The sequence below is a fragment of the Acidobacteriota bacterium genome (assembly GCA_039028635.1).
In the GTDB taxonomy this organism is placed as follows: Bacteria; Acidobacteriota; Thermoanaerobaculia; order Multivoradales; family JBCCEF01; genus JBCCEF01.
This window is the reverse complement of the sequence record JBCCHV010000013.1, coordinates 83,637-99,035: the sequence shown is the minus strand read 5'-3', so window position 1 is coordinate 99,035 and position 15,399 is coordinate 83,637. Positions and strand designations below refer to the sequence as shown.

Genomic DNA, 15,399 nt, shown 5'->3' with positions numbered 1-15,399 from the left:
GCCTCCTCTCCCGTCGCGGCGGCTGAGCCGCCGCCGAGCCCATCTGGGCTCGGTCGCAGGTTGCCGATGAGCTTTTCAGCAGCCTGCTAGGATGAAGCTTCCCCGGCGGCGCTCGCCGCCGGAGTTTTCCTCGCGATTACCGAGAAGTAAGGAGATTGACGATGAACAAGGCATGGATTGTCCGCATCATGCTGGCCGCCTCCGCGGCGACTTTCGTGGCCGGATTCGCCCAGGCCCAGGACCTCCACCCCACGCGGCGTCCGAGCCCGATGGCGATGGCACGGGTGACCCTCGACGACACCTACGTTCGGGTGGTCTACAGCCGGCCGTACCTGCGCGGTCGCGACAACATCTTCGGCAGCGAAGACAGCGGCGCCCTGGTGCCCTTCGGCAAGGTCTGGCGCACCGGTGCCAACGAGGCCACCGAGATCACCGTCACCGGCGATGTCAAGGTGGGCGACAAGATGCTGCCGGCCGGCACCTACTCGGTCTTCAGCACACCCGGTGAGAATAGCTGGACCGTGCACTTCAACTCCGAGCTCGGATTGATCGCCACCGGCCGCTTCGTCGATGGCGAGTTCACCCCCATCGACGTACCGGCGACGGATGTCGCCGTCGTCAGCGCCAAGGTCACCACCCTCGAGGAAGAGGTCGACCAGTTCACCATTTCCTTCGAGGAGGTGGAGGGCGGCGCCCACATGATCATCCAGTGGGCCACCACCGAGGTGCGAGTCCCCTTCGCCACCGCCGGATAGCAGGCCGCTGATCCAGCCGCTACGCGACTGGATCAGGGCCAGCTGATTTTTTCAGGGGGGCTAAAAGCGCCCCCCTCGGCCGCACGCGCATGTCGTGCGGCCTCACCCCCGACTTCGGCGGCTTCCGCCGCCGCCTCGCCCGTCGGGCTCGGTCGCAGGCTTACTGACCGAGATTTTCAGCAGCCTGCTAGCCGCTGGGAGCGTCTAACGCTCCACTCTAGTGCTGGACCACCGCCACGGGTTCCCGGGGCGGTTCTTGCGGCCTTCTGAGCTGCCCCTCGAGACCGACACCACTCTTCATCTCATGCCCCGAGAAGCCCTCGCTTCTCAGCATCGGTCACCATAGGAATTAATATTTATGATATAATAATTTCAAATAATAAAGATTTAATTTCTTCTTCCTGAGAAGAGGTGATCATGTGGTTTGCACGAGCTCCTCCGAGCACGGCGCTCCCGACGTCGTCCACTGGCTTTCGAAACCTGTCGAACCCAAAAGGAGACTCGTCATGAAGCGTGCAAATCTCACCTGGCTGTTCCTTGCAGCCCTCATCCTGTCCCTCACCGCCTTCGGCGCCAGCGCCGAAACCGTCGCCAGCGGCCTCGATCTCTGGACCACCCAGGGCAACGGCCAGACCTTCGTCGACTTCGCCAGCAACCCTCTGCCGGCCGGATTTTTCTGCCCCGGCTCGGAAGCCTTCAGCGGCCAGATCGTGTTCCGTGGCGTCCCCATCCCGACCCGCCCGCGCGGCGCCCTCGGCAAGGCGGACACCATCATCCACCGGCTCGATGACGCCGTCTTCGTGCCCGGTCGCGCCGCCACCCGCACCACCATCCGGGAAGTCGACGGTCGCATCACCGAGATGGGCTTCCGTGGTCAGCTCGTCGCCAGCACCCGCATCCAGGTGCGCGCTCTGCGCTTTGCCGGGGTCAACCCGATCGTTACCAACTGCGGCACCTTCCGGGTGACTGCCGGCCTGCACGGCGAGCAGCCCGTCACCACCATGTTGATGATCCGTGACGACGAGCAGGGCGGCCGCTTCTTCTCGCCGCTGTCACTGGTCACCAAGCTGACCTTTACGCCGGAAGACGGTGGCCTCGCCGTGGAGCTGGTCAAGCAGATCAACTTCCCGGCCCGGCCGGACGCCGTCTGGTCCTTCCGTCCGGAGGCCAATCGCCCGCGGGTCGAGGGCTTCGTGCGCGTCGACACGGACGGTGACAACCGCGTCGACACCTTCCTGCCCGGCACCTCCAACTTCGCCGCCGGCTTCAAGGCCAATGGCGGCGTGACGGTGGGCGACGACCACGCCTCGGCCAACCGTGACTATGTGCCGTATTGCGACGGCGTCGGCACCTGGTATGCCGAGCACTGCCACGGCACCACGCCGGTGTTCGAGCAGGCGAATCCCACCCAGCCGCACACCTTCGAGCCCTAAGCCGCATCCTCGGCTCGCCGGCGACCCGGTGACTTCTTCACCGGGTCGCCATCCGTTCGGACCAACTTCGTGGAAGTGAGGCGCCCGCCATCAGCCGTTCTATGATCGGACCATGGCCGCTGCTTCCAATGCCTCCCCCAAGTCCGTCGAGATCGAAGGCGTCGTCCTTCATCTCAGCCAGCCGGTGCTCGAGTTGCCGCCATGGGTCGGCCAGGACGAAGTGCTCACCCAGCTCCTCGCCGCCTGGTCGATCATCGACCCTGGCGACCGACCGCTGAATCCTCGCCTGCTGGGCAAGCCGGGAGTCGGCAAGACCACCCTGGCGGCGGCCGCCGCCGGCCGTCTCGACCTGCCGGTCTACATGATGCAGGCGACCATGGACACGCGCCCAGAAGATCTCGTGGTGTCGCCTGTTCTGGCCCCCGAAGGGGGCGTGCGCTACATGGCTTCGCCGCTGGTCTCGGCAATGGTGCAGGGCGGCGCGCTGGTGCTCGACGAAGGCAATCGCATGAGCGAAAAGGCCTGGGCCAGCCTGGCCCCTCTGCTCGACCATCGGCGTTATGTCGAAAGCCTGGTGGCGGGCATCAAGATCTCGGCGGACCCAGAATTCCGCTTCGTCACCACGATGAACCAGGACGCCTCCACCTACGAGGTGCCGGACTACATCCACTCGCGGCTGATGCCACAGATCTATCTCGACTTCCCGGAAGCAGACGAAGAGCGCGCCATCCTCGAGGAGCAGCTGCCCTTCGCCGACGGCGAAGTCCTCGACTACGTGATGAGCTTTCTGCGCGCCGCCCACGGCGCCGATCTGCCCTATACGGTCCGCGACGGCATCAACGTCGCGCGCTACGCCATGAAGGTCTTGCGGCGTGACGGCTCGGACCTCGAAGCCCGCCAGGCCGTTGCCGAGGCCTTGAAGCTCACCCTCGGCGACGACGAACTCGACGCGTTCGAGCTGACCGACCGCTGAGGCCGCCCGGCGCCGGCCTCAGCAGCGCCAACTACTTGTCGACCAGCCCTGGCCAGTTCTCGTCCGCCAGGGAGATGAACTCGGCGCGGTTGGCTTCCCACTGCTTCTGGATCTTGGCGTTGTAGTTGAGGTAGAGCTTGCCGTCGACGATGCTCCAGGCGTCGGGATCGATGCCGGCGGTGGAGTTCTGACTCACCGCATAGGCGCAGTAGCCGCCGTACTGGGGGGCGTACTCGTCGGGATTGGCGGCGAAGAGGTCCCGATTCTCGGCGCTGGCGAATCGCCACTCGGCGCCCTTCCAGGAATGGACGAAGTCGTCACTGCCCTTGACCGGCTTGCCTTCCGAGAAATAGGCCACCGTGTCGTAGCCCCGGATCGCGACATCGCTGAAGCGAGCGGTGTAGACAGGATCGACGGCGAAGACTGGAACGGTTACGGCAAAGGCCAGCAGAGCGGCCAGAAAGTGCTTGAAGCTCATCATCATTCTCCTCGTTTCGGCGTTGGTGACATGCCGGCACCAGATGTCGGCGGATGTCGCAAGCCCGGGGGCTCTTAGTATAGGAAGGGATGAGCCGCGGTTTTCTTACCTCCAACACCGTCGAGGCGCTGCCGGGATTGTTCCTGGTGCCGGTGATCCACGGACGCCTCGAGTCGGCCTATGTGGTGCGCCGGGTCCTCGACCTCGTCGATCCCGCGGCGGTGGCGATCGAGCTGCCGACCACCCTCGCCGAGGCCGCCGAGAAGGCGGCTCGCCGGCTGCCGCGCATCTCGTTGGTGGTTTCCGAGGAGCCGGGCGAGGCGGCCCTGGTGTGGACCGCCTTTCCGGGGGAGCCCTTCGCCGAAGGCTTGCGCTGGGCCCTCGAGCGCGATCGCCAGATCGCCTGCTGCGATCCGGACCTACCCTACCGCTCGCGCCACCGCGACCCCATCCCGGACCCCTGGGCTCTGTGGGAGCTCCCCGAGGAGTACCTGACGAAAGTTGCCGCGACCACCGCGGCGAGCCCCCCCGGCGAAGACGACGGGCGCCGCGAAGCGGGGATGGCCCACCACCTTCAGAGGCGGCACCGGGAGCTGGCCGGCGCACCGCTGGTGGCCCTGGTCGGCGCCGCTCACCTGGAAGGTCTGCGCCGGCGCCTGCCACGACCGGCCGCCATTCCGCTGGCCCGCACCCGGCGGCGCCACGTCAGCCTGCGCCACCTCCATCCGCGCAGCCTCACCGCCCTGCTCCAGGATCCGCCCCTCGCCCATGCCGCTTGGGAGCTGCTGCGAGGTGGCGAAATCCCGCCGGCCCCGCCACTCTCCACCGCCGCCGAACGCTGGCCATCGTTGCGTTCACCGGGGCTGCGGTTGGTTCCGGCGCCGCGCCAACAGCCTCGCGACCGACGCCTGGTGCTGGCTCAGAGAGCGGCCGCCGCCAGCGCTCGGCAGGGTCTCGCGGGAATCGCCGCCGCCGATCGCCAGCGCCTCGGCTCGGTCGTCTGGGAGGCCGCCGCCCAGGGCTACAGCGAATCGAGCGACGAGCAGGTCGCCCCCTGGCAACGGCGCGTCTTCGGGGATTTCGCGCGCCGCTATGCGCGCTGTCAGGGACAGCTCGTCCCGGGCCTCTACGAGTGGGTGGTGGCCGCCCGCGGAGTCGCCGACGACAACTTCGCCTGGGAGGTCTTCGAAGCCGCCCGCGCCTATCCCTGGCAGGACGAGACGGCCGAGATCGAAACCGCCGAGGTGAACGGTGACGAGCTCGATCTGGGCACCCGCAAGGTGCGCTTCCGCCGGCGCTTCCTGCGCGTCAAACAGCGCCCTCTCAAGGTGCCGGTGAAGGAACGGCCGAAGGACGGCCACGACCAGGACTGGCGCCGCGCCTTCCGCCCCGGCGCCGGCATTTGCTCCTACCCGCCCGAAGACCTGGTGGTCGAAGACTGGGGGCGCTACATGCGGGCCCGCGCCGAAGGCCTGCTGTCGGCCGAGAACGCTCGCAGCGAGCCCTTCGCCACCAGTCTGCTCGACGGCCTCGATCTGCGCGAAACGCTGCGCCGACCGGACGATGGTCGCCTGTGGGTGCGCGAGCTGCGGCGCGCCCCGGGGCAAGCCGGCTCGGTGGTGGCGATCTTCGACCGCGACCCCGGCAACCGCTATCCGTACCAGATGACCTGGCTGGGCGAGCACGACGACGAATCGGACATGGCCTTCTACAGCACCCATCCGGCGGACCGGGTGGTGGGACCGGGAATTCTGCGCGCCACCTATGGCGGCTTCGTCATGACCGTCCCCCCGGGGCGCCTGTTCGACGTCTGGCAGGACCCCGACTACCGAAACGCCCGCGACAAGGCGGAGGTTCTCATCCTCGCCGCCATCGACTACAGCGAGGACCCCCTGGTCGTCCACATCGCCCGCAAGCCCCCCGACCGCCGCCTCCAGGCTCACGCCGGCGCCCGCGGCAAACGCCTGGTCCACCTGCCGCTGGGCTCCCTGTCCCCAGCGGTGCTGAAGAAGATCCGGGTGCTCCACATCCTCGATGGCCACGACCGCCGTCCGCAGGCCGGGCGCTACATCTGGTGATGGCTTCCGCTCACCGAGCCTAAGCGACTTCGGGTAACTCCGGGTCTATTCCCACAGAACCCGAGGAAACGGCGCCCGTTCAGGGCCTCGACATCGTGTCAGGGTGACGTCGACGCGGGTTCCGAGGTCGCGACCTCTGTCAGTTCCCCCCGAAGGCTGCGGGGCATTTGCCGCCGCACTTCGTCGACTCCCAGCCCCAGGCTGAGCAGGTAGAAGAGCTTCGCCAAGGCCGCTTCGGTGGTCATGTCGCTGCCGCTCGTCAGGCCGGCTCGCCCCAAAGCCGAGCCGGTGGCGTAGTCCTCCATGTCGACGCGCCCGTAGAGGCACTGGGTGCAGTTGACGATCACCACCCCGCGATCGGCCGCCTCCTCGAGCACCCGCAGCAGCTCCGCATCGCCCGGACCGTTGCCGACGCCGTAGGTTTCGAGCACCACTCCCTCGGTCGGCGGACGCAGGGCGTTGGCGAGAATCTCCGGCGGCATGCCGGGGAACAGCTTCAAGGCCACCACCTTGGCCGGCCGCACCTCCGTGAAGCGCGGCTGCGGGACCCCCTGTTCCGGCGGCAGCACCAGATCCCAGTGCACTTGGAGATCGACACCGGCGGTACCGAGGGCCGGAAAGTTGGGCGACTCGAAGGCCCCGAAGCCACCGGCGCTCACCTTGGTGGCGCGATTGCCGCGGAAGAGCTGGTTGCCGAAGAACAGACAGATCTCCGGCACCGGAGAACCGGCGGCAAGCTGCAGCGCCGTCACCAGATTGGTGCGCGCATCGCTGCGCACTTCCACCAGGGGGATCTGCGAACCGGTGAAGATCACCGGTTTCGCCAGCCCGCGCAGGGCGAAGGAGAGGGCCGAGGCGGAGTAGGCCATGGTGTCCGTGCCGTGGACGACGATGAAGCCGTCGAAGTCGTCCCGATGAGCCATCAGGCGGCGCCCGATGGCGATCCAGTCGCGCGGCGTCATGTTAGACGAGTCGAGCAGGGGATCGAACTCCTCGATGACGAATTCGGGCATGCCCGGAGCCTTAAGCTCCGGCATCTTGGCCATCTGACTCTCGAGGAAACCGGCTTCTGGGCAGTAGCCTCGCGGGCTCCATTTCATGCCGATGGTGCCGCCGGTGTTGGCGATGTAGACCCTCTTCATGACTCGCTCTCCGCGTTCGCCCTCACAACCCCTCGCGACCCTGCCGAGCTCCGTTGCGGCGACGATAGCAGGGCCCCGGCGCCGACTGGCCTGCTACCATGGGGAGGCACCATGAACCGCATCCTTGGGACCCTGCTGCTGTCCTCGGCCCTGGCCTGCGCCCCGGCCCTGGAGGAGCCCGTGAGCCCACCGCCGGAGACCCCATCCCAGGATGTCCCGGCACCGGTGGACGGGGACTACCTGTCGGCCGAGGTCGCCAAGGTCGCCTGGGACGGATTGTCGGAGACGCCGATGGTGCTGGTGCGTGATCTCGAGTTCGGCCGGGTAATGCCGATCTGGGTGTCCCCAAGTCAAGGACAGGCCATCCTGCAGGTGATCAACGACCTGCCGAGCCCGCGGCCCTCGACCCATGACGTCATGGCCCGCATGTTGACTCGCCTCGACGCCACTATGGTCGAGCTGCTGATCCACGACCTGGTGGAGAACAGCTACTTCGCCCTCATCCGGCTGCGCTCCAACCAGACCGGCGACACCTTCTTGCTCGACGCCCGTCCGAGCGACGGCATCGCCCTGGCTCTTCGAGTCGAGGCCCCGATCCGGATCAGCCGTCAGCTGCTCGAGGAGGCGCCGGACTTCGAGCTTCTCGCTCCCGAGAGCGAAGAGGGGATCGCCCGCGGCCTCGGCTTGACGGTGGTCGAGCCGACGGACGACCTGCGCCAGAAGTTCGCCTTGCCGAAGCGCTCCGGTTTGGTGATCACCCGGGCCGTCGACCGAGCCGCCGACAAAGGTCTGCGACGCGGCGACCTGCTGACCGAGATGGGCGGCAAGTCGACCACCACCCCGGACGACTTCCTCGACGTCTTGCGCATTGCTCCCCTCGATCGCCCGCTGGTGTTGAAGATCTGGCGCGCCGGCGAGGAGCTCGAGTTCTCGCTTGAGCCGATCCCTCCGGGTGACGAGCCAAGCGAGAGCTTGCCCACCACCTGAGCCTCCCGCCGCCGTCGCGGCCACGCCTCTCCGATGTCGGATCCGAGCCCTCGCCCGCGTTCGCTCGCTCGCCGCCTGGCGCTCTTCGGATTGCTCATTCTGACCATGGGGCTGGCCGTCGCGGCGCGACTCGATGTCGTCTCGCACCTGCCACCGGGCCTCGACGCCATCCATCGCGACGCCGCCGGCGAGCCCTTGCTTCACGCCGGGGATCCCTACTACCACCTGCGCCAGAGTCGCGCCCTTCTCGAGCGCGGCCACACCGGCACCCGCCGCATCGACGGCGCCCCCTGGGACGACGCCAGCTTCGCTCCCACTGGACGGCCGGTACGCTCCAACCTCCTCCACCCCTTGCAGGCTGGTCTCGCCCGCCTGGTCGGCCCCCGACTCTCCCTGCAGCAGGTCGCCTACTTTCTGCCCCTGCTGCTCTCGGCCCTGGCCGCTGGGCTGTTGTTCTCGGTCGGCCGACGCCTCGCCGAGCCCGGTCTGGCGGTCGCCACGGCGGCCGCCACTCTCGGCGCCCTGCACCCGGAGTGGATCTCCCACACCCACGCCGGCGTCGCCGACACCACCGCCCTCAGCATGCTGTTGCTCTGCCTCTCCGTGGCGCTCATCCTGCAGACCGGAGAGCGGCTGTCGGAACCGCGGCGGGCCCTGCCCTGGCTCGTTGCTCTAGCGCTGGTGCTGTGGCTCTTCCGCATGACCTGGTTCGGCTACCTGGCAGCCGTCGGCTTGGCCGTGGTCTACCTCGGAGGTCGCCTCCTGCTCGCTCCCGCGCCGACGAGACGATCGCTTCGCGGCTTCTTCGCCAACCGACGCGGCGGGCTGCTGGCACTGGTGATCGCTTTGATCGCCCTCGGCCCGGTCCTGCTCTCCCGCACCGGTCAGAAATTCCAGCGCTACGCCGGGCTGTCCCTCGACGACCGCTTCCCCTTCGGCACCGACCAGGTCCAGGAGCTTCTCGGGCTGGCTCCCCTCGAGCTCATCGCACGGCTCGGCTGGGCTCCCTTCGGCCTGGCACTGGCCGGGTTGCTACTCGGCCTGTTTCGGCCCGCCAAGGGCAGCCCTACAGGAAACGGCGGAAGCGAACGGGGCGCGATTCTTCTGCTCGGCCTGTGGCTGCTTCCGGCCGCCGCCGCCGGCGCCCTGGCGATGCGCTTCCTGGTGCTCGCGGTGCCTCCCGTGGCGCTCCTCGCCGCCTACGGGCTGCATCGCCTCAGCAGCTGGATACCGCGCTTTCGCGGCCTCGCCTACGGGCTGGCAATCATCGCCCTGGCGGCCTCCTTCCTGCCCCGCCTCGAGGGCTTCCGCGACCGTCGGCCGATCGCCGACCGCGCCGTCGTGGCAACGGCGCAAGCGATCGCCGAGCAGTCGCCGCCGGGCGCCCTGATCAACGTCTGGTGGGACCATGGCTACCTCTATGCCGCCCTCGCCGAGCGTCCGGTGATCTTCGACGGCGGCAGCTTCCAGACGCCGCGCCTCTACTGGATGTCGCGCGCCTTGACGGCGCGGCAAGAAAGCTACGGCCTCAACCTGCTGCGGCTGATCGACTGCGGCCGGGAGAACCAGGTCTGGCAGATCCTGCGCCGCCACGCCGACGCCGACCGCGCCGTCGCCGTCTTGCAGCAGAGCCTGCGGCAGCGGGCAACGCGCCAGGTCTGGCAGCACCTGCGCGGCCATGCCGTTCCCGAGGCCTCGGCCCAGGAGATCCTGCGTCATCTGGCTTGCGAGCCGCCGCCGGCCTGGTTGGTGGTGTCGAGCGACCTGCTCGCCAAGACCACCTCCTGGGGCCGCTTCGGCACCTGGTCCTTCGCCGACGGGGAGCTCGAGCCGTCGCCGGGCCTGATCACCGCCGACGTCCCCTGCCAGCTCCTCGGCTCCCAGCTCGAGTGCCGCAACGGCTATCGCGCCAACCTGCAGACCGACGGTTTCGCCGACCGCAGCTCACCGGGTCATTTCGCCATGCGCGGCCCAGTGCGCCTCGATGGCCTGGTGCCGATGGTCTACCAGCAGGGCCGCGGCCTGCGCATGACCTTCGCGCATCGCGACCTGGCGGACAGCCTGTTCAGCCGGCTCTACTTTTTCAACGGCCGCGACCTCGAGCACTTCGAGCTCGCCCACGAAGAGGTCATCGAGTCCACCGGCAAGCGCATTCTGGCCTACCGCATTCGCTGGTGACGGAGGCGGGCCGGCCGTCAGCCCGGCGGCAGCTCCACCCCGAGGGCGACCAACTGGCGCTCCGCCTGCTCGGCCCAGCCGCGATTGGCCGCCGGGCTCGCCGGGCTGGGATGGAGTATGCGATCGATGGCGACATCGAGGCCCTCGAGGACGAGGCGGGCGCGCCCTTCCGCAAAGGCTCCGATACCGATCACCCGCCGGGGCTCGAGGGTCTCGATGGTCTGCCGCAGCGCCCGGTCACAGAGCTCGAACAAGGCCTGGCGCTCGGCCACCGGCAGCTTGTCCGGGGTGCGATTGCGGCCCGACGCCTCGAGAAAGGCGAGGGGGCAGTAATTGGCCACGAAAAAGCGATCGAAAAAGCGCTCCGGCGCACCGAAGCGCTGCTCGGCCCAACCCCAGAGACGCCGGCCGCTGACCTCGCTGCGGCCGCAGGCGAAGCCCTCGATCGGCCGCTTGGGATGCACCTTCGCCGGTGCCTCCACCGGCTCTTCGATCGCCATCCAGTCGCGCACCGCCGCGATCTCACCGAAGGGCACGCCGGTCTGGGACATGCCCCAAGGGCCGGGGTTCATGCCCAAGAAGACCACCTCTTTGGCGCCGCGACCGAACTTCTCGAGGTAGCGCCGCCAGGGGCGACGGGCATAGTCGAGAGGGTTGTAGACGTAGGCCACCGGGGGCGCGAAGGAGAGCCGACCGAGGGCCGCCGACAGCTCGTCCGAGATCGCCAGCAGGCTCACGCCTCTCCCTCCGCCGCCACCAGCGATCCCTGCCCCAGCCGGCTGGCGAGCCAGGCCGCCAAGCCATAGGTGGCGAAGGCCCACAGCACGCCGAGGAGAGCCGCCAGAACGAACCCCACCACGGTCACGGCGGAGGCCTCCCCGAGCAGCGACCCGACCAGGAAGACGTCGTCGCCGCGCAATAGCTCGCGCACCACCGGCGTCGACCACGGCGCCAGGCGGGTCACCAGGATCGAGCCGATCTCGTAAGCGTCGCCATTGAGGGAGAGGAAAGGCGCCAGAGCAAAGGGCAAGGTGAAGCCGAAGCCGAGGCCCTTGCCCTGCCGAGCCCAGCGCCGCAGAGCCCAGACGCCGGGCAGCGTCAACAAGAACGGACCGAGGTCGGTGGCGAGGTAGATGGCGTCGTTGCCGAAGGTGTCGAAGCCGGACAGCCGGCCGGCGTAGTCGGATCCGGCGACCACGAACGGGAACAGGCGAGCCCACAGGGCGCCGCCATAGAGGTGGTCGATCTCCAAGCGCGTCACCTCACCGCCGGTGGCGAGACAGGCGAAGGCGTGGAGCAGCTCGTGGAGCGGCACGTAGACGAACCACCCGACCAGCAAGCCGAGGGCCATCCAGCCGAGATCCGGAAGGCCGCGCAGGCAAAGCTCCTGGCCGCGCAGCACTTCGCGGAAGGGCAACGTCAAGAATCGCCAGATCTTCATCGCGACGGACCTTACCAAGAGGCCAGCGGCGTGAGGCACATCACGGGCAGCACAAAGCCGGGGGCACGGCCACCGCGCGCCAGGCACTAAGATGGCCGCCATGAGCTCGGTCACCGTGCGCGGCCTCACCGACACCCACGCCCATCTCTGCTCGCCGGAGTTCGCGGCGGATTTGCCGACGGTCCTCGAGCGCGCCCGGCAGCATGGCATCGAGAGAGTGGTGAGCGTCTCCGAAAACCTCGCCGACTTCGAGCGCAACCTCGCCCTGGCAGAGGCCCATCCAGGCCGCATCCTGGTGGCTGGAGGCCTCTTCCCCACCGACCTCGATACGACCGCCGCCGAGGCGCTGATCGACCGCCTGCGCCAGGAGCGCTCACGGCTGAGCGCCATCGGCGAAGTCGGCCTCGACCACTGGAAGGTGAAGGAGGAAGAAGAGCGCGCGCTGCAGCGCCAGATTTTCGAGCATTTCATCGCCCTCTCCGTGGAGCTCGACCTGCCCCTCAACGTGCATTCGCGCTCCGCCGGCCGCCAGACCATCGCCTGCCTGCTCGAGCAGGGAGCGCGCAAGGTACAGCTCCACGCCTTCGACGGCCGCGCCGCCAAGGCGCTGCCGGCGATCGAAGCGGGCTACTTCTTCTCGGTTCCGCCATCGGTCGTGCGCTCGAAGCAGAAGCAGAAGCTGGTTCGCCGGCTACCGCTCGACAACCTGCTCCTCGAGACCGACAGCCCGGTGCTGGGTCCGGACCGCGAGCAGCGCAACGAGCCGGCCAACGCTGTCGTCTCGCTGCAGGCCATCGCCGAGCTGCAAGAGGTTCCCGTGGAGAAGGTCGCCTCCGCGGTGCGACGGAACACGGAGCGCCTCTACGGCATCCCGGCAGCTGGCTGAACTCTTCGCCGGGCGAGGCCGTATCTGGCTCAAAGGTGGATTGCGAACCACCTGCCCCGTCCATGCTCCTGGATTTGACCTGACGACCGACGACGGACGAAAATAGCGAGCAACGAAGCGATTTTTTCGACTCGACGCGCGGAATGGAATCTGCGCCGACAAATCGCTGCGCCGACCAACTCCGCGAAGGAACTGACGATGACCGCCAAGAAAGCTCTGAAAGCCTCCCTTCTCCTGCTGATCTTCTCCGCTGCTTTGATGCTGGTCCCGGCGGCCCTCGCCAGCGAGGCCGAAGCCGAGGCCGGGAACGAAGAGAAGGTCACCCTCTACATGACCGACTGGTGCGGCTGGTGCCGCAAGACCAGCAACCTGCTGACCGACCTCGACATCGAGTTCCGCTCCGTCGACATCGAGAAGGACGCCGCCGGCAAGGCCGAGTTCCTCGAGAAGGGCAACGGCCGCGGTGGCGTGCCGCTGATCGACATCGACGGCACCATCATCCGCGGTTACGACGAGGATCGTATTCGCGAGCTGGTCAGCCAGCTTCAGGAAGCCGGTTAGCCGGCTACTGAGAAAGTCGCGTAGCGACTTTCTCTGACTCTTCAAGGGGCGCCCGGCCAGGGAGGCTGAGCGCCCCTTCTCGCCTGCGCGGCCGGTCGCCGACGGAGCCAAGGTCGCCGACGACTACCTCCACGCCGCGATGGTCTTTCAGCACGGCATGACCGTCGAGCACTTTGGACGGGCCCGCGACCTCGCCGCCAAGCTGAACCCGGACCTCCCCGGCGCCAAGTGGCTCTATGCCGCCGCCACCGATCGCTGGTTGATCCGCCAGCAGAAGCCGCAGATCTACGGCACCCAGTTCCGCAAGCAGTCCCCGGACAGCCCTTGGACTCTCGAGCCCCTCGACCCGGACGCGGTCACCGACGAGGAGCGCGAGGCCTACGACGTGCCGCCGCTGGCCGAAGCCCGCGCCCGGGTCGAGGCGATGAACGCGGAACAGAAGTGCCCCCTACCGGGGCCGCCTCTGCGCCGGGGCCAGTCTCGGGTTAGCCCGCCCTAGTCCGAGCGCCGACCGGCCGCGAAGAGCTGGTCGGCCTGCTCCGGCGGCCGGGTCGCGAGACTGACCAGCACCGTCGCCAGCAAGCTGGCGAAGAACGCCGGGATCAGCTCGTAGAAGCCACCGAAGGGCGCGGTGAGCTTCCAGACGATGGTCACCAGGGCACCGCTCACCAATCCCGCCACCACCCCGGCCCAGGTGGTGCGGCGCCAGAACAGCGCCAGGATCGAGGTCGGCCCGAGGGCGGCGCCGAGGCCGGCCCAGGAGAAGAGCACCAGCCAGAAAACCAGGTCTTCCGCCAGCAGGCCGAGGGCGAGGGCTCCCAGAACCAGCAAGAAGACCACCACCCGGGACAACATCACCAGCCGCCGTTGGGGCACCTCGCGATCACGCTGGAGAACCTTCTCGTAGAGGTCCCGGACGACGCTCGATGCCGCCACCAGGAGCTGCGAATCGGCGGTCGACATGATGGCGGCGAAGATCGAGGCCACCACCAGCCCGAAGAGGAAGGGATGGAGGAGCTGCTGCGCCAGCACCGGATAGAGGTTTTCGGTGTCGCCCGCCGGCAACAGATCGGGGCTGGCGAAGTAGGCCCGGCCGGCCAGGCCGATGAGCACCGCGCCGCCGGCCATGAGGACGTTCCAGAGCGTCCCCACGAAGGCGGCCGTGCGCAGTTGCTCGGCATCGCGAATGGACATGAAGCGGGTCAGAATGTGGGGGTTTCCGGGCGACCCGAGGCCGATGCCGAGGAATCCCAGCAAGGTGCCGAGGGCGATGGCGCCGGGATCTGCCAAGACCGGGTCGAGGGCCCGCAGCTCGGCGAGGACCGCTCCCCAGCCACCGGCCTGGGTGATCGCCACCAGCGGCAGGACGACCAGCGCCAGCAGCATCAGGAAGGCCTGCATGAGGTCGGTCAAGCTGACCGCCAGGAAGCCTCCGAGCAAGGTGTAGACCAAAATGATGCCGGCGGTCAGCCAGACTCCCTGCATCGGCTCGAGGCCGAAGCCGGCGGCGAAGGCTTTGCCCCCGGCGACGAACTGAGCCGCCACGTAGCCGACCAGGAAGATCAGCAGGATGACCACCAGCAGGAGTCGCAGGATGCCTCGCCGGTCGTCGAAGCGGGCGGCGAAGAAGTCGGGCACGGTGACGCAATCATGGGCTTCGCTGAAGCGCCGCAGGCGGCGACCGTAGAACAGGAACAGAAACAGCTCGACGACGATGTAGCCCACCACCGCCCACAGCGCGGAGGCGCCGCGGGCGTAGGCCAACCCGGTCATTCCCAGCAGGAGCCAGGCGCTGCGCCCGGAGACCACCGCCGAGAGGGCGACGACGTAGCGGTTCATGCGGCGGCCGCCGACGAAGTATTCGGCGATGCCGGAGGAGGAGAAGCGCGTCGACAGGACGCCGATCAGGACGACGACGCCGAGATAGAGCAGGAAGGCGCTGACGGACGCGGCGTTGGCGGTCGGGTTCATGGTGGGCGCTCCTCGGTCCCGGTGAGATTTTCTTGCTGTTGGGCCTGACTCTATCTTGGGAGTCGAATTGGGGCCGATTTCTAAGGGCTCTGGCGTGATCCTAGGGCTCTGGCGTGTTGGCTCGGGCGCTTCGCCGACACGCCCGCGAGGGATTACTCGGACTGCGTGTCGGCCCGTTCCGGGTGGAGGCACAACTCGCTGCGCTCAAACAAATGCCTCCACTCCTCCTCCACGGACCGAGTCTCGGACTTCCAACAACCATGCCCGCGGGCTCAGGCTCCGCATCCGAGCCAACACGCCAGAGCCCGCACCGCTCTGTGTCGCGCCCCTGAATGGCTTTCGAGGTTACGAGATGAAGAATCGAGCCTCGGACTGCCAGATGCAATGCCCGCGGGCTCAGGCTCCGCACCCGAACCAACACGACAGAGCCCGCACCGCCCTCTATCGCGCCCCTGCCTTGGCATTCGAGGTTACGGGAGAGAACCGGACTGCATGTCGACCTTGACTCTGTAGTCG

Annotated in this window: 14 protein-coding genes; 9 read left to right on the top strand and 5 right to left on the bottom strand. The window is 68.0% G+C overall.

Going from position 1 to position 15,399, the window contains the following annotated elements; genetic code table 11:
• Positions 1-161 precede the first annotated feature (161 nt).
• The 3 genes from AAF604_07885 (at position 162) to AAF604_07875 (ending at position 3,161) form a co-directional block, all read left to right on the top strand.
• Positions 162-755: a DUF2911 domain-containing protein gene (locus tag AAF604_07885; GenBank protein MEM7049562.1), complete on the top strand. Its 594-nt coding sequence runs from the start codon at positions 162-164 to the stop codon at positions 753-755.
• Positions 756-1,261: 506 nt separating this feature from the next.
• On the top strand, positions 1,262-2,188 hold the full coding sequence (locus AAF604_07880; protein ID MEM7049561.1) for a hypothetical protein: 927 nt from the start codon (positions 1,262-1,264) through the stop codon (positions 2,186-2,188).
• Between the two features lie 112 nt (positions 2,189-2,300).
• Positions 2,301-3,161, top strand: a complete 861-nt coding sequence (locus AAF604_07875) for a MoxR family ATPase (protein MEM7049560.1) — start codon at positions 2,301-2,303, stop codon at positions 3,159-3,161.
• A gap of 31 nt (positions 3,162-3,192) precedes the next feature.
• On the opposite strand, the gene AAF604_07870 is transcribed toward AAF604_07875, so the two are convergent.
• Positions 3,193-3,639 carry a YHS domain-containing (seleno)protein gene (locus AAF604_07870; protein MEM7049559.1) on the bottom strand — a complete coding sequence of 149 codons (447 nt, stop codon included), beginning with the start codon at positions 3,637-3,639 and terminating at the stop codon, positions 3,193-3,195.
• A gap of 89 nt (positions 3,640-3,728) precedes the next feature.
• Here AAF604_07870 and AAF604_07865 point away from each other — a divergent pair, with 89 nt between their 5' ends.
• Complete coding sequence (locus AAF604_07865) at positions 3,729-5,717, top strand: hypothetical protein (protein MEM7049558.1); 1,989 nt, start codon at positions 3,729-3,731, stop codon at positions 5,715-5,717.
• Positions 5,718-5,815: 98 nt separating this feature from the next.
• Here the strand turns inward: AAF604_07865 and ansA are convergent, their stop codons facing one another.
• Positions 5,816-6,859, bottom strand: coding sequence for an asparaginase (gene ansA, locus AAF604_07860; protein ID MEM7049557.1), 1,044 nt, complete (start codon positions 6,857-6,859; stop codon positions 5,816-5,818).
• A gap of 111 nt (positions 6,860-6,970) precedes the next feature.
• Here ansA and AAF604_07855 point away from each other — a divergent pair, with 111 nt between their 5' ends.
• Both AAF604_07855 and AAF604_07850 read left to right on the top strand, forming a co-directional pair.
• Positions 6,971-7,846 (top strand): bifunctional nuclease domain-containing protein, encoded by an 876-nt coding sequence (locus AAF604_07855; protein ID MEM7049556.1) that lies wholly within the window; start codon positions 6,971-6,973, stop codon positions 7,844-7,846.
• A 90-nt stretch (positions 7,847-7,936) separates the two neighbouring features.
• Positions 7,937-10,024: an STT3 domain-containing protein gene (locus tag AAF604_07850; protein ID MEM7049555.1), complete on the top strand. Its 2,088-nt coding sequence runs from the start codon at positions 7,937-7,939 to the stop codon at positions 10,022-10,024.
• Positions 10,025-10,041: 17 nt separating this feature from the next.
• On the opposite strand, the gene AAF604_07845 is transcribed toward AAF604_07850, so the two are convergent.
• Positions 10,042-10,761, bottom strand: a complete 720-nt coding sequence (locus AAF604_07845; protein MEM7049554.1) for a uracil-DNA glycosylase family protein — start codon at positions 10,759-10,761, stop codon at positions 10,042-10,044.
• Positions 10,758-11,465, bottom strand: a complete 708-nt coding sequence (locus AAF604_07840) for a hypothetical protein (protein MEM7049553.1) — start codon at positions 11,463-11,465, stop codon at positions 10,758-10,760. Before AAF604_07840 ends, AAF604_07845 begins: the two co-directional genes overlap by 4 nt.
• Positions 11,466-11,565: 100 nt before the next feature.
• Here AAF604_07840 and AAF604_07835 point away from each other — a divergent pair, with 100 nt between their 5' ends.
• The 3 genes from AAF604_07835 (at position 11,566) to AAF604_07825 (ending at position 13,411) form a co-directional block, all read left to right on the top strand.
• Complete coding sequence (locus AAF604_07835) at positions 11,566-12,351, top strand: TatD family hydrolase (GenBank protein MEM7049552.1); 786 nt, start codon at positions 11,566-11,568, stop codon at positions 12,349-12,351.
• Positions 12,352-12,549: 198 nt separating this feature from the next.
• Complete coding sequence (locus AAF604_07830; GenBank protein ID MEM7049551.1) at positions 12,550-12,912, top strand: glutaredoxin domain-containing protein; 363 nt, start codon at positions 12,550-12,552, stop codon at positions 12,910-12,912.
• Between the two features lie 139 nt (positions 12,913-13,051).
• Positions 13,052-13,411 carry a hypothetical protein gene (locus AAF604_07825; protein MEM7049550.1) on the top strand — a complete coding sequence of 120 codons (360 nt, stop codon included), beginning with the start codon at positions 13,052-13,054 and terminating at the stop codon, positions 13,409-13,411.
• Here AAF604_07825 and AAF604_07820 read toward each other — a convergent pair.
• On the bottom strand, positions 13,408-14,883 hold the full coding sequence (locus AAF604_07820; protein ID MEM7049549.1) for a sodium/proline symporter: 1,476 nt from the start codon (positions 14,881-14,883) through the stop codon (positions 13,408-13,410). The two genes, AAF604_07825 and AAF604_07820, sit on opposite strands and share 4 nt — an antisense overlap.
• Positions 14,884-15,399 lie beyond the last annotated feature (516 nt).

What these genes read in the sequence shown, in the direction of transcription:
- ansA (MEM7049557.1), bottom strand. Translation starts at nt 6,859, where the DNA reads ATGAAGAGGGTCTACATCGCCAACACCGGCGGCACCATCGGCATGAAA.
- AAF604_07825 (MEM7049550.1), top strand. Translation starts at nt 13,052, where the DNA reads ATGGTCTTTCAGCACGGCATGACCGTCGAGCACTTTGGACGGGCCCGC.
- AAF604_07870 (MEM7049559.1), bottom strand. Translation starts at nt 3,639, where the DNA reads ATGAGCTTCAAGCACTTTCTGGCCGCTCTGCTGGCCTTTGCCGTAACC.
- AAF604_07840 (MEM7049553.1), bottom strand. Translation starts at nt 11,465, where the DNA reads ATGAAGATCTGGCGATTCTTGACGTTGCCCTTCCGCGAAGTGCTGCGC.
- AAF604_07880 (MEM7049561.1), top strand. Translation starts at nt 1,262, where the DNA reads ATGAAGCGTGCAAATCTCACCTGGCTGTTCCTTGCAGCCCTCATCCTG.
- AAF604_07820 (MEM7049549.1), bottom strand. Translation starts at nt 14,883, where the DNA reads ATGAACCCGACCGCCAACGCCGCGTCCGTCAGCGCCTTCCTGCTCTAT.
- AAF604_07855 (MEM7049556.1), top strand. Translation starts at nt 6,971, where the DNA reads ATGAACCGCATCCTTGGGACCCTGCTGCTGTCCTCGGCCCTGGCCTGC.
- AAF604_07865 (MEM7049558.1), top strand. Translation starts at nt 3,729, where the DNA reads ATGAGCCGCGGTTTTCTTACCTCCAACACCGTCGAGGCGCTGCCGGGA.
- AAF604_07835 (MEM7049552.1), top strand. Translation starts at nt 11,566, where the DNA reads ATGAGCTCGGTCACCGTGCGCGGCCTCACCGACACCCACGCCCATCTC.
- AAF604_07830 (MEM7049551.1), top strand. Translation starts at nt 12,550, where the DNA reads ATGACCGCCAAGAAAGCTCTGAAAGCCTCCCTTCTCCTGCTGATCTTC.
- AAF604_07885 (MEM7049562.1), top strand. Translation starts at nt 162, where the DNA reads ATGAACAAGGCATGGATTGTCCGCATCATGCTGGCCGCCTCCGCGGCG.
- AAF604_07875 (MEM7049560.1), top strand. Translation starts at nt 2,301, where the DNA reads ATGGCCGCTGCTTCCAATGCCTCCCCCAAGTCCGTCGAGATCGAAGGC.